Origin of the sequence: Devosia sp. 919, assembly GCF_013185965.1 — a bacterium.
Taxonomy (GTDB): Bacteria; Pseudomonadota; Alphaproteobacteria; order Rhizobiales; family Devosiaceae; genus Devosia.
The window spans coordinates 3294797-3310380 of sequence record NZ_JABAOL010000001.1 but is presented as its reverse complement, the minus strand read 5'-3'; the positions used below and the strand labels follow the sequence as shown (position 1 = coordinate 3310380).

Below are 15584 nucleotides of genomic sequence, written 5' to 3'. Positions count from 1 at the left end.
TGGTTAGCTCGCCTTTTTGCGAGAGGCTGCGGGTTTTTCCGCCGTAGAGCGTGACTTGCTGGTCTTTGCCGTTCCTTTGGCCGGAGCCTTGTCCGAGCCGTTGCTCCCCTCAAGGCTGCTTTTGAGCGCGGCCATCAGATCAACCACATTGGAGGTATTCGGCTTGTCGTCGGGCGCGTCATCGCTGGCCTCGACCTTCTTGCCCTTGGACTTGAGCTTTTGCGCGATCAGATCGCGGAGCGCCGCCTGATAGTGATCCTTGAACACGCCCGCGTCGAACTTGGCGGTTTTCTTGTCGATAAGGGCGGTCGCGACCTCGAGCAGGTCCGGGTCGGCCTTCTTGGCGGAAATTTCGGCGAAGAACGGGTCGGCCTTGCGGATTTCCTCTTCGTAGTGAAGCGTTTCCATGAGGAGGCCCGTGCCGGTGGGCTTGATGGCGACGAGATATTCCTTGCCGCGCAGAGCGAGTTGACCGAGCCCGACCTTCTGGCTTTCGCGCAGCGCATCGCGGATGACGCGGAAGGCATCCTCTGCCAGGTCGTCGGCCGGGACCACGAAATAGGGCTTGTCGAAATAGATGGGGTCGATCTCGCAGGCACCAACGAACTGGGTCAGCTCGAGCGTCTTGCGCGTGTCGAGCTTGACGGCGTCGATCTCCTCGTCGGTAAGGAGGACGTAATCGCCCTTTTCGTATTCAAAGCCCTTCATGATCTCGTCGGGATCGACCGGGCCGACCCCTTCGACCACCTTTTCATAGTGGATGCGCTGGCCCGTCGGCTCATGGATCTGATGAAAGGATGGCTTGGCGTTGCTCTTGGTGGCCGTATAGAGCTCGACGGCAATCGACACGAGCGACAAACGAAGCTGACCTTTCCAGACGGGACGTGACGCTGCCATGGGATACTCGCGCGCGGGGAAACTTTGGCGGTAAACGAGTCCGTGATGGGCTTTGTTCCCGCCCACCCAATTGCGTCAGGCCAGTGCGCCCCCTAAGGTCCATGACCAAGACACGAGGCGGAACCAAGGATGGGATCGATGGACGGATTTGCGCTTGATGGGCTCAGCATCACGCTGATCGTGCTGGGCGTCCTGGCCCTGCTTGTGCTCTTCGCCGGGGCAAAGACGGTACCCCAAGGGTACAACTACACCATCGAGCGGTTCGGGAAGTATACCCGCACGCTCAAGCCGGGTCTAAACCTCATCGTGCCGTTCATTGATGGCGTGGGGAAACGGATCAATGTCATGGAGCAAGTGCTCGATGTGCCCCATCAGGAAGTGATCACCCGTGACAACGCCACGGTGACGGCGAACGGCGTCACCTTCTACCAGATCCTGGATGCGGCGGCGGCTGCCTATGAAGTCACCGACCTGCAAAACGCTATTCTCAACCTCACCATGACCAATATCCGCACGGTGATGGGCTCGATGGATCTTGACGAATTGTTGAGCCACCGCGATGAGATCAACGAGCGTCTGCTACGGGTGGTGGATACGGCTGTGTCGCCCTGGGGCGTCAAGATCACCCGCATCGAGATTAAGGATATCGATCCGCCTAAGGATCTGGTTGAATCTATGGGCCGGCAGATGAAGGCGGAGCGCGAGAAGCGCGCGGCCATTCTCGAGGCAGAAGGGCGGCGGCAAAGCGCGATCCTTCAGGCCGAAGGCGCCAAGCAGGCGCAGGTTCTGGAAGCTGAGGGGCGCAAGGAAGCCGCGTTTCGCGACGCCGAGGCACGCGAGCGTTCCGCGGAAGCGGAGGCCAAGGCGACGCAGATGGTCAGTGACGCCATTGCTTCAGGCAGCGTGCAGGCGATCAACTATTTCGTGGCCAATAACTATATCGAAGCACTAGGCAAGATCGCGACTTCACCCAACCAGAAGGTTTTGATGTTGCCGGTGGAGGCCGCGAGCGTCATCGGCTCCATTGGCGGCATTGCGGAAATCGCCCGCGAGACGTTTGGTGCGCCGGCAGCACCGCCCCGGTCAGCACGGCCGCCTAGCGCCGGCCAGAGCTGAGAAACAGGCCATGCAAGTCATCAGTTTTATCGCAAGCTATGGACCATGGTCCTGGATCGTCGCGGGACTGGTGCTGCTGGCGCTGGAACTGGTGGTGCCGGGCGGGTTCCTGGTCTGGATGGGCATTGCCGGTATCGTCACCGGGCTGATGCTGTTCTTCCAGCCTGTTTCCTGGCCGCTGCAATGGCTGTTGTTCGGGGGCCTGTCCCTGATCGCGATCTTTGTCTGGGTGCGCTGGAGCCGCTCGCGCCCGCCTGAAAGCGACCACCCGCAATTGAACGAGCGCGCCGAAAGCCTGGTGGGGCAGGTCGTGGCGCTCCAAGCCCCGATTGAGGGCGGGTTCGGGCGCGTAGCCCTTGGCGATAGTTTGTGGCGGGTGTCCGGCCCCGATTTGCCGCAGGGCACACGGGTGCGGGTGACCGGCAGCAATGGTCCGGTGCTGCGGGTAGTGCCAGCCGACCAGGTTGCTCCCTCAACCAACGCATAGACGCCCGCGTTCAACCTGTTGCCGACACGCCGCCCCGAACGGTTTTTTAACCATACACTGACAGGTTGGCCGCAGCGACAACCCTCGGGCGCCGCGAACAGGCGGGTGGAGCGGGATTTGAGCGTGCGGTTCAAAATGCAGCGGCGGCGATCAGCAGGAGCATGCTTGCTTGGCGTGCTGTTGGCTGCCGGACCGGTCATGGCTGCGTCTGACCATGCCACTGGCGATGGCTCCGAGACCAGCAATGAGCGGCTGCTCCCCGATGTTTATCCAGCCGAGCCGGTGCTGGCGAGCAGTGCGGGGCTAGCTGAACCCGCGCATCCGTTTTTCGACGTGGATTGGGCAACTGCGCTGCGGGGAACCTATACCAAGTCTACGGATGACGAGACTTTCGATATCCGGTTCGTCCCGAGCTTCGCGCTTGAGCATGAGGGGTCGAGATCCCAGCTCGGAGCCTCGGGAGAGCTGGAGCTTATCCGGCCCTCCGATACCGACGAGGTGGATGTTAGCGGCTTGCGACTTAACCTTGAGGGCGGTTACGCGCTGGACAGCGTTACGGCGCTGAGCGGGGCCGCCGACCTGTCCTACGCGCAGGAGCCGGCAAGCACGCCGGGGCTCGCCAATGATATTGCCGAGCCCGCCGCAACGCTGGTGGGCAGCCTCAATGGTGGCGCCACAAGGCAGTTCGGCAGGTTTAATATCGGCGTCACTGGCGCAGTCGCCCGGTATCTTTATGGTCCCACCGAGTTGGTGGATGGGAGGGTCGAGGACAACGAGGACGACAACTACTGGACGCTCGATGGCGGGTTGCGCCTCGGCTTCCAGGCGACTCCCATCTTTGAAGTCTTCGGGAAGGGCAATCTGGGCCGTGACTTGTTTGCACGGCAGACTGGCATGCCGACGCGCGATGCCACCGATAGTTCAGTCAGTGTCGGGGTGGTGGGGCGCTGGAACGAAACCCTTGAGGCCTCCGCCTCGACCGGTTTGGCGTTACGGCGTTTCGATGATGAGAACCTGGAGGAAGTGACGGCGCAATTGTTTGAAGCTGCTGTCACCTACCGGCCCGATTCCACCTGGCGCTTGACAGGGGCTCTGACCACTGATGTGCAGCCATCGGGACCGGACAATGGCGGCACGACCCGGGTGCAATATAGCGCCAGCGCCGATCTGGGTTACACCGTCAATTCATGGCTGGCTCTGCGCGCGCTAGCGGGATGGCACACGGCCCGCTTCGAGGGGAGCGCCGACACGGAAACCGGTTATGGTCTCGGTGCCGGAGCAGATTATCGGGTAAACGCGCATACTGCCGCAAGCGTCGATTATGGCTATGCAAGGACGGACAGCACTGCCGATGGCCGCGATCGCAGCCATCAGCTCAGCCTGGGTGTCACCCTGCGCCGCTAAGGCTCAGAGCTGATCGGACAGGTCGAGCTTGCGCAATTCCTTGAGGAAGCCGTCGCGGATGTCGGGGCGGTCAAGGGCGTAGACGATGTTGGCCATCAGGAAGCCGTTCTTGGATCCGCAATCGAAGGACTTGCCCTCATACTTCACGCCGGTGAACTGCTGGCCCTGCATGAGCGTCTGCATGGCATCGGTGATCTGGATTTCACCACCCGCACCCTTGGTTTGTTCGGCGAGTAGCGAGAAGATTTCGGGCTGCAGGATATAGCGCCCGGAAATGATGAGGTTGGACGGGGCATCGGCGGGCTTGGGCTTTTCGACCATCTGGGTGATGCGGAAGCCATTATCCTCCCCTGGACCACGGGCAACGACGCCATAGGAGGAAACCTCCTCATGGGGCACTTCCTCGACGGCGATGACATTGCCGCCTGTTTCCTCATAGGCATCCATCATCTGCTTGAGCACGCCGGGCGTGCCCTTGAACAGCATGTCCGGCAGCAAAAGGGCGAAGGGATTGTTCCCGACGATGTCACGGGCACACCACACCGCGTGACCAAGGCCCAAAGGCTCCTGCTGGCGGGTGAAGCTGGTGTGGCCCGCCGAAGGCAGGTCCTTGCGCAACTCGTCGAGCGCGGCGGATTTGCCGCGCAGCTCAAGGGTGGTTTCGAGCTCGAACTGGCGGTCGAAATGGTCTTCGATCACGCCCTTGTTGCGCCCGGTAACAAAGACGAAATGCTCAATGCCGGCCTCGCGCGCTTCATCAACCGCATACTGGATCAGCGGGCGGTCTACCACTGTGAGCATCTCCTTGGGGAGAGCTTTGGTGGCCGGCAGGAACCGGGTCCCCAAACCTGCAACCGGAAAAACCGCTGTTCGTACGCGCTTGTGCAATCGTTCACTCCCGAAAGGGTAAAGGCTATGAAGGGGTGGCAACATCTGCCACATAACCCCATCGTGCAACAGTGGGTTGCCCAACAGGAGTTAATCTATGGCCGTTCTGGTAACGGGAGGCGCCGGCTATATCGGCAGCCATATGGTTCTCAAGCTTGCCGATGCCGGCGAAGCCGTCGTGGTGCTGGACAATCTGGTTACCGGCTTTGACTGGGCCATCGATGGGCGTGCCAGTTTCGTGCAAGGCTCCGCCTCCGACCAAGAACTGGTCGGTCGGATAATCGCCGATCATGGCATAACCGAGATCGTGCATTTTGCCGGCTCGATTGTGGTGCCGGAATCGGTGAGCAATCCACTGAAATATTACGCCAACAACACCGCCGCCTCGCGCGATCTGATCGCGGCTGCGGTTGCGGGTGGGGTCAAACACTTCATTTTCTCCTCGACGGCGGCAGTTTACGGCATGACCGGACTGGCGCCAGTTGTGGAAACCACTCCACTCAACCCGATGTCGCCTTATGGCCGCTCCAAGCTCATGACCGAGTGGATGCTGCAGGACGTGGCGGCGGCCCATCCAATGACCTATGGCGTGTTGCGCTACTTCAATGTCGCTGGTGCCGACCCCGAGAAGCGTTCGGGCCAGTCGACGCCGCTCGCGACCCACCTGATCAAGGTTGCCTGCCAGACTGCATTGGGGCAGCGGGCCAAGATGGACATCTTCGGGACCGATTATGAAACGCCCGATGGGACCTGCGTGCGCGACTATATTCATGTCACCGACCTGATCGAGGCCCATGCGCTGCTGCTGGAGCATCTGCGCGGGGGTGGCGAGAGCACGACGCTGAACTGCGCTTATGGGCAAGGCTATTCGGTTCGGCAGGTGGTGGACACTGTCAAATCGGTGTCGGGCGTAGACTTTAAGGTGGAGGAAGGGCCGCGCCGCCCTGGCGATCCGGCCTCCATTACCGCAACGGGCGAGAAGGTGCGCTCGCTGCTGGGCTGGACGCCGCAGCACGACGATCTCACCGAAATCGTGCGGACGGCCTATGACTGGGAAAAGCACCTGATGATGCGCAATCGCTAGGATCGGAACAAAGATGAAGCGGCTGCTGGCGGTTCTGGTGTTGAGCTTGGCGGGGCTGTCCACGGCATGGGGACAACCGGCGGAGAGCTTTGACAGCTTTGTGGCGAGCTTTCGCGCCAAGGCACTGGCTGCGGGCGTGAGTGCTCAAACCTACTCGGCGGCCATGGACGGGCTCTCACCCGACCCGCGTACCCCTGGTCTGGTCACCAGCCAGCCTGAGTTTGCTACCCCCATTTGGGACTATATCGATGGACGGGTGACCGGAGAGCGGGTGGCGCGTGGCCGCTCGGCGATCGAGCGCAATGCGGCGCTGTTCGGTGCGGTGGGGCAGAAATACGGGGTTGATCCCTATCTGCTTGGCGCCATTTGGGGCATGGAAACCGATTATGGCACGGTGCTGGGCAACAACTCACTGATCCGGCCGGTGGTGCGCTCGCTCGCGACCCTTGTGCACCAGCGTCGCTCGCGGCTTGTGGAAGATGAGGGCGATTTGATTGCGGCGCTGCTGCTGGTGCAGCGCGGACCGTTGGATGCACAGCGCCTTGTTGGCTCCTGGGCGGGAGCGATCGGGCACCTGCAGGTGAACCCATCCAATGTCGTGAAGTTCGGCACGGATGGGGACGGCGATGGCCGGGTGGATTTGCACAACTCGCTGACCGATGCGCTTGGGACCAGTGCGGTTTATCTGCGCGCGCTCGGTTACCAGCCGGGAGTAGACTGGGGCTTTGAGGTCGAGGTGCCACAGGGCTTCGACTATTTGCTGGCGTCCCGCACCCAGATGCGGCCCATCGCGTTTTTCGCTGAACGGGGGATTACCCGGGCCGGTGGGCGGGCCTTTGCCAATCCGAGCCTGCCGGTGTTTTTGTATGTGCCGGCAGGGCAGAACGGGCCCAAGTTTTTGCTGACGCAGAATTATCTGGTGCTCAAGGGCTATAACTTTTCCGATAGCTATGCTTTGGCGGTAGCGCATCTCACCGATCGCCTCAAGGGAGGAGGCGCCTTTGCGGCAGCCTGGCCGCGCGACACGGTGTTCCCCAATCTGCAGCAGCGCGAGGCGGTGCAGGCGGCGCTCAAGGCCCTGGGGCTCTATGACGGGGCGGTGGACGGACGACTAGGGCCGATCACGCAGGAGGCTTATGCGCGCTTTCAGGCGAGCCGCGGTGAGGTGGCGGACGGCTTCATCACGCGCGCTGCTTATCAAGCCTTGGTGTCTGCAGAACGCTGACATCGAGGGCCATGGTTTTGACACTGCGCCTGGGCTAATATAGCGCCATGCGTATCAAGGCTCCTTTTGTCCGTGTTGCTGTGGCCCTGTGGATCGCCATGTTCATCTTCGTGGACGTGGCGCCGGCCTTGGCACAACCTGTGCCCGACATCTTAGTCGCCCAGCAGCAAAAGCGACGCACCTTGTTTGACCTGTTGTTTGGCGAGGAGCCTCAGGCTGCTCCCCCGGTCGAGCAACCGCGCCGGGTGCAGCCGCGCCAGCAGGAGCAACGCCAGCAGCCGCGCCAGGAGCCACAGCAGCAGCAAAGGCGTCGCGAGGCGCCCGCGGCAGCTGCGCCACCGCCGAAACCCACCGTCGAGAAAGCGGCGGATGCCACCAAGCTGGCCGTGTTCGGCGACTCCATGGCTGTTGATCTCGCCAAGGCGCTGGAGCGCTTCTACGCCGAAGACCCAAACCTGGTGGTGATCGATCAGGGTGTGGGTGATTCCGGCTTTGTGCGACAGGATCATTTCAACTGGACGGCAGAGGTGGAAGAGGAGATCGCCGAGGGCAGCTTCGATCTGGCGGTGGTGATTATCGGGCTCAATGATCGCCAGGAGATCAAGGCGGAAGGCGAGACGCTGGAGCCGCTCAGCGAGCAGTGGAGCCGCCTCTACCAAGGGCGGATTACCGACTTCCTGCAAAAGCTGCGTGCAGCGCGCAAGCCGGTCCTGTGGGTCGGACTGCCACCGATGTCCAAGAACGATTACTCAACCGCGATCAGCCAGATCAATGCCATTCAGCGGCTGGCCAGTTTCTCGGGCGGCGCCGAGTTCCTCGACATCTATGAACGGTTTGTGGGTGAGGACGGCAAGTACGCCACCTATGGTCCAGATGTGAACGGACAGAACGCCCGGATGCGCCGGGATGACGGCATCCATTTCTCCTCGGCAGGAGCGGACAAGCTGGCCTTTTACGTCAGCCAGTCACTGCGCACCTTTTACCGGGGTGGTGGAGTGAGCGTGGCGGTTGCCGATCCGCTCGCCGGCACCGATGCCGCGGCGATGCTGCGGCCTCCGTTTCAGGGCTTGGGGCAAATCCGGCTGCTTGAAGTGGCAGGGGCCATTATCCCGCTTAACCGCGCCCCGGCTCGCGCCGGCGATCTGTTAACGGCAACCGGTGCGCCGAGCCCCGCGCCAGCGTTCACGCTCGATCAGTTGATGAATGCCCCGATGGGGCGGGTGGATGCGTTCGGCGTGGGCATCGATCCGGAAGCAGTACCAGCCGATAATGGCGCAAGCCCGCTCTAGGATCGCCACTTCAGAGCAGGCCTGATCTAATCGAGGAAACGCACCGCGCCGATATAGGGCAGGTTGCGATTGCGTTGCGCATAATCGATGCCGTAGCCGACAACGAATTTGTCCGGGATGTCGAAGCCGATCCATTTGGCGTGCACATCGGTTTCGCGACGGCTCTGTTTGTTGAGCAGGGCACAAACCTCGACGCGCCGGGGATGGCGCGTTTGCAGGATTTCGAGCACATGCTTGAGCGTGTGACCGGTATCGACGATGTCCTCGACGACCAGCACGTCGCGGCCGGCAATCTCCCCGCGCAGATCCTTGAGGATGCGCACTTCCCGGCTCGATTCCGTGGAATTGCCATAGGACGAGGCTTCCAGGAAATCCACTTCGACCGGCAGATCGAGCTCGCGCACGAGATCGGCGATGAAGATGAACGATCCGCGGAGCAGACCCACGACCACAAGCTTGTCGGTGTCGGCGAAATGGGCCGAGATTTCCTTGGCGAGAGCTTCCACGCGGGCAGCGATGGCCTTGGCGGAAATCAGTTCATCGACAACATAGGCCGGGGAAGTCATTGGCAGGTCCGAAGCAGGTTGATGAGGCGGGATCGCTCCCGCCCACCAGAGTTTAGCGGGGCAGGGCGGTCTTGCCCATGAGATCGAGATCGATGGCGCGAGCGGCTTGACGACCCTCGCGAATCGCCCAGACCACGAGCGACTGACCACGCCGCATATCGCCGGCGGTGTAAACCTTCTCTACGCTGGTTTTGTAGCTGAACGTATCGGCAAACAGGTTGCCGCGCTTGTCGAGTTGCGCGCCCAGTTGGGTCAGCATACCCTCCTGGACCGGACCGGCAAAGCCGATCGCCAGCAAGACCAGATCAGCCTTGATCACGAATTCTGTGCCGGGGATCGGCTGGCGCGCGCGATCAACGCGGGCGCATTCAACGCCGGTAACTTGACCCTTGGCATTGCCGATGATCTTCATCGTCCCAGCGGCAAATTCCCGAACGGCGCCTTCAGCCTGGGACGAAGAGGTGCGCATCTTGACCGCCCAGTTGGGCCAGTTGGTCAGCTTGTTTTCCATTTCCGGCGGCATGGGGCGCACATCGAGCTGGGTCACTGCGATGGCGCCTTGGCGGAAGGACGTGCCCACGCAATCGGAAGCCGTGTCGCCGCCGCCCACAACGACCACATGCTTGCCCGCGGCACTCAGCACAGCGTCCTCGGGGATGGGCTCGCCACCCAGGCGCCGGTTTTGTTGCACCAGGAAAGGCATGGCAAAGTGCACGCCATTGAGTTCAACGCCTTCAGCAGAGACGTCACGCGGTTTTTCGGCGCCACCGCACAGCAGGATTGCGTCGTGACGCGCCTGCAGGTCGGATAAGGGTCGGGTAACCCCGATATTCTCGCCATAGTGGAAGGTGACGCCTTCGGCGGTCATCTGTTCGACCCGAAAGTCGATATGGTCCTTTTCCATCTTGAAGTCGGGGATGCCGTAGCGCATCAGGCCCCCAGCCTTGGGCTCCCGTTCATACAGATGCACATCGTGCCCGGCGCGCGCCAATTGCTGGGCTGCGGCCAAGCCTGCAGGACCGCTTCCGACCACGGCAACCGACTTTCCGGTCTTTAGGGCTGCGACCTGCGGCTTGACCCAGCCTGAGCGGATGGCCTTATCGGCGATAGCCTGTTCTACGGTCTTGATGGTGACCGGGGTGTCCTCGAGATTGAGGGTGCAAGCCTCCTCGCAGGGCGCCGGGCAGATGCGGCCGGTGAACTCGGGGAAGTTGTTGGTGGAGTGAAGGTTGCGCGAGGCTTCCTCCCAATCACCATGGTAAACGAGGTCGTTGAAATCCGGGATCTGGTTGTGCACCGGGCAGCCCGTATCGCCGTGGCAGAAAGGAATGCCGCAATCCATGCAGCGCGCGGCCTGATCGGCAACGCGTCCTTCGGTCATCGGGATGGTGAACTCACCAAAATGGCGCACCCGATCGGATGCCGGTTCGTAACGCGGTTCTTCGCGTTCGATCTCAAGAAAGCCTGTAACCTTGCCCATATTAAGCCTTAGCTGACCGTCTATCGATGGTCGTCAGAAGTGGATGTCGCCGTTGACGATGCCGAACCTGCCCTAGCGTACTGCTGGCGATCCGCGTCCCTGGCCGGTTACGTCCTGGCAGCTGCCGTCAACATAGGTGAAACGGCGCAGATTAGGATGCACAAAGCCGTTGGCCATCTGGCTTTTGATCGAACGCAGGGATGCGTAGTAGTCGCGCCGGCAATCCGCCAAACTAAGTCCGGGTCGACCAAAGGTCAGCTCGATGCGCTGCTCGCCATCGGGCGACAAGAACTGAGCGACGATGGCGATTTCCTTTTCTGCAGCGGCGACGGGCCAGGTGGTCAAGCAGAGGGACGCGGCGAGTACAACGATTCTTAACATGATCCTTGTCCCTTATTCCGCTGCCACGACGGTGTTGGTGCCGGCGCGGCGCTTTTCCATTTCGAGGATGGCGCGGCGGTATTCTACCGGCATCACCTTGACGAATTTCGGGCGCATCTCTGCCCAGTGATCCAGCACATATTTAGCACGGGTCGAGCCGGTATAGTGCAGGTGGTTGGAGATGAGCTGATGCAAGCGCTCATCGTCGTGCTTGGTCATGTCGCCTGAAATATCGACGCGGCCATGCCATTCCAGATCACCGCCATGGTGATGCAGGCGCTGCATGAGGGATTCCTCCTCAGGCACCGGCTCAAGCTCAACCATGGCGAGGTTGCAGCGCGAGCGGAAGGTTTCGTCCTCGTCGAGGACATAGGCAACGCCGCCCGACATGCCGGCCGCAAAATTGCGCCCGGTCTGGCCAATGACCACAACCACGCCGCCGGTCATGTACTCGCAGCCATGATCGCCGGTGCCTTCAACGACGGCGAGGGCGCCGGAGTTGCGCACGGCGAAGCGTTCACCGGCCACGCCGCGGAAGTAGCATTCGCCCGAGATGGCACCGTAAAGCACCGTGTTGCCCACGATGATCGACTTCTCCGGGATGATGCCCGTGGTCGGGGATGGACGCACGACGATGCGCCCGCCCGAAAGACCCTTGCCGACATAGTCATTGGCATCGCCCGCGAGATCGATCGAAATGCCATGGGCGAGGAAGGCACCAAAAGCCTGCCCCGCAGTACCGGTGAGCTTGATGGAGATGGTGTCCTCCGGCAGGCCTTCGAGGCCATAGCGCTTGGCCAGGGCGCCCGACAGCATGGCGCCGGCCGAGCGGTCGCGGGAGCGGATGGGCAAGTCGATCTGCACCGCCCTGCCATGTTCGAGAGCTGGCTGCGCCAGTTCGACCAGCTTGCGATCGAGCACGGCTTCCAGGTGGTGATCCTGTCGCTCGGACTGGAACAGGGTGTCGCCACCCAGCGGCTCGGGCTTGAACAGGAGGCGAGAAAGGTCGACGCCTTCGCTCTTCCAGTGCTCGGGCATGGGTTTTTGCACGATGAGGTCGGAGCGGCCGACCAACTCGTTGAGCGTACGGGCGCCCAGCTGTGCCATCAGGCCGCGCAGTTCTTCGGCGATGAAGAAGAAGTAGTTGATGACGTGCTCAGGCGTGCCCTTGAAGCGCTTGCGCAACACGGGATCCTGCGTGGCGACGCCAACCGGGCAGGTGTTGAGATGGCACTTGCGCATCATGATGCAGCCAGCGGCAATCAGTGGTGCGGTGGAAAAACCGAACTCGTCGGCGCCCAGGAGGGCACCCACCAGCACATCGCGGCCGGTCTTGAGGCCGCCATCGACCTGCAGCTTGACGCGGGCGCGCAAGCGGTTGAGCACCAGGGTCTGGTGGGTTTCAGCGAGGCCGATCTCCCACGGACCGCCGGCATGCTTGAGCGAAGTCAGCGGGGACGCGCCGGTGCCGCCATCATAGCCCGAGATGGTGATGTGGTCGGCGCGCGCCTTGGCAACGCCGGCGGCCACGGTGCCGACGCCGACTTCCGAGACGAGCTTGACCGAGATGTCGGCGGTCTCATTGACGTTCTTGAGATCGTAGATCAGCTGCGCCAGATCTTCGATAGAATAGATGTCGTGGTGCGGCGGGGGCGAGATCAGCCCGACGCCAGGGGTCGAGTGGCGGGTCTTGGCGACGATCCAGTCGACCTTGTGGCCAGGCAACTGCCCGCCCTCGCCGGGCTTGGCACCCTGCGCCACCTTGATCTGGAGCTGGTCGGCATTGACCAGATATTCGGTGGTGACACCGAAGCGGCCGGACGCAACCTGCTTGATTGCCGAGCGCAGCGGGTTTGACGAGCCATCCTGGAGCGGCTTGTAACGGTCGGGCTCTTCGCCGCCTTCGCCCGTGTTGGACTTGCCGCCGATGCGGTTCATGGCGATGGCAAGCGTGGTATGGGCTTCGCGGCTGATCGAGCCAAAGCTCATTGCGCCGGTGACGAAGCGCTTGACCAGATCGACGGCTGGCTCGACTTCCTCAAGCGCAACGGCGGGGCCGAGAGGCTTGAAGTCGAGGAGGTGGCGAATGGCGAGATAGCCGTTCTCGGCCGTGTTCACGCGCTGCGCGAAGCTGTTGTAACGGTCCTGGGCCGTTTCGGGGCTGTCTTCGCGCGTCCGCACGGCGTGCTGCAGATCGGCCACCACATCGGGCGACCAGGCATGCTTTTCGCCACGGATGCGGTACATATATTCGCCGCCCACATCGAGCGACTTTTGCAGCACGATGTCGTCGCCGAAGGCGCCGGCATGGCGGCGGACGGTTTCCTCGGCGATCTCGAGCAGACCCACGCCTTCGATCGTGGTTGCCGTGCCAAAGAAGAAGCGCTTGACGAACTCGCTGCTGAGGCCAACTGCGTCAAAGATCTGGGCGCCGCAATAGCTCTGATAAGTCGAGATGCCCATCTTGCTCATGACCTTGAGCAGGCCCTTACCGACGCTCTTGATGTAGCGGTAAACCACTTCATGGGCGTCGACTTCGGCCGGGAACTCGCCTTCGGCATGCAGGGCCGCCAGCGCTTCAAAGGCGAGATAGGGGTTGATGGCTTCGGCGCCATAGCCGGCCAGCATGGCGAAGTGGTGCATTTCGCGCGCTTCGCCGGTTTCCACCACTAGCCCCGAAGAGGTGCGCAGACCCTTGCGGATCAGGTGATGGTGCACAGCAGCAGTCGCCAGCAGTGCCGGGATGGCGATGCGTTCGGCCGAAACCAGGCGGTCCGAAAGGATGATGATGTTGAATTCGCCCCGCACCGCGGTTTCAGCAGCCTCGCAGATGGTGGCCAGCGCCGCTTCCATGCCCGCCGCGCCCTCAGCGGCCGGGTAGGTGATATCGAGGGTCTGGGTGCGGAACTCGTTGTCGGCCATGTCGCCAATGGCGCGGATCTTTTCGAGATCCTCATTGGTCAAAATGGGCTGACGCACTTCAAGGCGCTTGTGATGCGAGGCGCCTTCAAGGTCGAACAGGTTCGGCCGCGGTCCGATGAACGAGACAAGGCTCATCACCGATTCCTCGCGGATCGGATCGATGGGCGGGTTGGTGACTTGGGCGAAGTTCTGCTTGAAATAGGTATAAAGCAGCTTGCTCTTGTCCGACAGCGCCGAGATCGGCGTGTCGGTGCCCATGGAGCCAACGGCTTCCTGACCGGTCGTGGCCATCGGAGTCATCAGCAGCTTGATGTCTTCCTGCGTGTAGCCAAAGGCCTGCATGCGGTCGAGCAGCGACTCCGAGGTGGTCGGCGCCTTGGGCTGGGTTTCGGGCAGGTCTTCCAGCACGATCTGGGTGCGGGCGAGCCAGGCCGAATAGGGATTGCGGACGGCAAGGCTCTGCTTGATCTCGTCATCAGAGATGATGCGGCCTTCTTCAAGGTCGATCAGCAGCATGCGGCCGGGCTGCAGGCGCCAGCGCTCGACCACATCTTCCTCGGGGATGTCGAGCACACCCGATTCGGAGGCCAGAACGACATGGCCTTCCTTGGTGACGAGATAGCGCGCGGGGCGAAGGCCATTGCGATCGAGCGTTGCCACGACATAGCGTCCATCGGACAGCGACATGGCAGCGGGACCGTCCCAGGGCTCCATCAGGGCAGCATGGTATTCGTAAAAGGCGCGCCGGGTGTCGTCCATCAGCGGGTTGCCGGCCCAGGCTTCAGGGATCAGCATCATGGCTGCATGGGGCAGCGAATAGCCGCCGCGCACGAGGAATTCGAGCGCGTTGTCGAAGCAGGCGGTATCGGACTGGCCCTCGTAGGAGATGGGCCAGATCTTGGTGATGTCTTCGCCAAACAGGGGCGACGACACTGAGGCCTGGCGGGCCGCCATCCAGTTGACGTTGCCCCGAATGGTGTTGATCTCACCATTGTGGGTGGTCATGCGATAGGGATGCGCCAGCTTCCAGGAGGGGAAGGTGTTGGTGGAAAAGCGCTGGTGCACCAAGGCAATGGCGGACTCGAAGTCCTCGTCATGCAGATCGGGATAGAAGGCCTTGAGCTGGTAGGCGAGGAACATGCCCTTGTAGACAATGGTGCGCGCCGACATGGACACCACGTAAAAGCCGTTGTCCGTGTCGCTTTCGGGGATCTCGCGATAAACCGTGTTGGAGATCACCTTGCGCACGATCAGGAGCTTGCGCTCGAATTCATCGATGGTGAGGCCAACCGGGCGGCCGATCACCATCTGCTCGATGATGGGCTGGGTCGCAATAACGCCGGCCGAAAGGGCGGAGTTGTCGAACGGCACGAGGCGCTCGCCGAGCAGGGTCAGTCCTTCGGCGGCGAGGCAGGCCCGCACGGTCTGAGCACAGCGGTCCCGGAGGGCGGGATCGTTGGGATAAAACAGCATGGTCACGGCGTAGAACTGCTTTTCGGGCAGCGGGAAAGGCAGAACCTTGCTGAAGAAGGCATGGGGCGTTTGAACCAGAATGCCCGCGCCATCGCCCATCAGCGGATCGGCGCCCACCGCACCGCGGTGCTCAAGGTTCTCAAGGATTTCCAGGCCCTTTTCGACCACTTCGTGGCTGGGCTTGTTCTTGATATTGGCAATCATCCCGATGCCGCAGGCATCGTGCTCATTGGCTGGATCGTAAAGACCCTGGGCCGCCGGCCGGCCGGTATTGAGAGCAACAGGGTGACCATTCTCGATCAGAGTTTTACGAGTGCTGGCTGGGCTCGTGACGGGAGAAGTGGGTCCGTTCCGGTGGAGTGCCATGGTCGT

General features: G+C 61.9%; 12 protein-coding genes. 6 read left to right on the top strand and 6 right to left on the bottom strand.

Going from position 1 to position 15584, the window contains the following annotated elements; translation table 11 throughout:
* Positions 1–3: 3 nt before the first annotated feature.
* A complete protein-coding gene (locus tag HRQ64_RS16035; RefSeq protein ID WP_172124260.1) occupies positions 4–897 on the bottom strand; it encodes a Ku protein in 894 nt (297 codons plus the stop codon).
* A 138-nt stretch (positions 898–1035) separates the two neighbouring features.
* Here HRQ64_RS16035 and HRQ64_RS16030 point away from each other — a divergent pair, with 138 nt between their 5' ends.
* The 3 genes from HRQ64_RS16030 (at position 1036) to HRQ64_RS16020 (ending at position 3904) form a co-directional block, all read left to right on the top strand.
* A complete protein-coding gene (locus HRQ64_RS16030; RefSeq protein ID WP_172124258.1) occupies positions 1036–2013 on the top strand; it encodes an SPFH domain-containing protein in 978 nt (325 codons plus the stop codon).
* A gap of 10 nt (positions 2014–2023) precedes the next feature.
* Complete coding sequence (locus HRQ64_RS16025; protein ID WP_172124256.1) at positions 2024–2500, top strand: NfeD family protein; 477 nt, start codon at positions 2024–2026, stop codon at positions 2498–2500.
* Positions 2501–2698: 198 nt separating this feature from the next.
* On the top strand, positions 2699–3904 hold the full coding sequence (locus HRQ64_RS16020) for an outer membrane beta-barrel protein (RefSeq protein ID WP_172124254.1): 1206 nt from the start codon (positions 2699–2701) through the stop codon (positions 3902–3904).
* Between the two features lie 3 nt (positions 3905–3907).
* Here the strand turns inward: HRQ64_RS16020 and galU are convergent, their stop codons facing one another.
* Entirely contained in the window at positions 3908–4837 is a 930-nt protein-coding gene (gene galU, locus HRQ64_RS16015) for a UTP--glucose-1-phosphate uridylyltransferase GalU (RefSeq protein WP_127754053.1), read from the bottom strand.
* A 52-nt stretch (positions 4838–4889) separates the two neighbouring features.
* On the opposite strand from galU, the gene galE reads away from it, so the two are divergent.
* The 3 genes from galE to HRQ64_RS16000 all read left to right on the top strand — a co-directional run bounded on the left by galE (position 4890) and on the right by HRQ64_RS16000 (position 8390).
* Complete coding sequence (gene galE / locus HRQ64_RS16010; protein WP_172124252.1) at positions 4890–5876, top strand: UDP-glucose 4-epimerase GalE; 987 nt, start codon at positions 4890–4892, stop codon at positions 5874–5876.
* Positions 5877–5889: 13 nt separating this feature from the next.
* Complete coding sequence (locus tag HRQ64_RS16005) at positions 5890–7101, top strand: lytic murein transglycosylase (protein ID WP_172124250.1); 1212 nt, start codon at positions 5890–5892, stop codon at positions 7099–7101.
* Between the two features lie 98 nt (positions 7102–7199).
* Complete coding sequence (locus HRQ64_RS16000; RefSeq protein WP_172124248.1) at positions 7200–8390, top strand: DUF459 domain-containing protein; 1191 nt, start codon at positions 7200–7202, stop codon at positions 8388–8390.
* 26 nt (positions 8391–8416) lie between these two features.
* On the opposite strand, the gene hpt is transcribed toward HRQ64_RS16000, so the two are convergent.
* The 4 genes from hpt to gltB form a co-directional block, all read right to left on the bottom strand.
* The gene (gene hpt, locus HRQ64_RS15995; protein WP_172124246.1) at positions 8417–8956 is read right to left on the bottom strand and encodes a hypoxanthine phosphoribosyltransferase; all 540 of its coding nucleotides are present in this window, start codon (positions 8954–8956) and stop codon (positions 8417–8419) included.
* A gap of 52 nt (positions 8957–9008) precedes the next feature.
* Positions 9009–10436, bottom strand: a complete 1428-nt coding sequence (locus HRQ64_RS15990) for a glutamate synthase subunit beta (protein ID WP_172124244.1) — start codon at positions 10434–10436, stop codon at positions 9009–9011.
* Between the two features lie 72 nt (positions 10437–10508).
* The gene (locus HRQ64_RS15985) at positions 10509–10817 is read right to left on the bottom strand and encodes a hypothetical protein (RefSeq protein ID WP_172124242.1); all 309 of its coding nucleotides are present in this window, start codon (positions 10815–10817) and stop codon (positions 10509–10511) included.
* A gap of 12 nt (positions 10818–10829) precedes the next feature.
* The gene (gene gltB, locus HRQ64_RS15980; protein WP_349236741.1) at positions 10830–15515 is read right to left on the bottom strand and encodes a glutamate synthase large subunit; all 4686 of its coding nucleotides are present in this window, start codon (positions 15513–15515) and stop codon (positions 10830–10832) included.
* Positions 15516–15584: the final 69 nt, after the last annotated feature.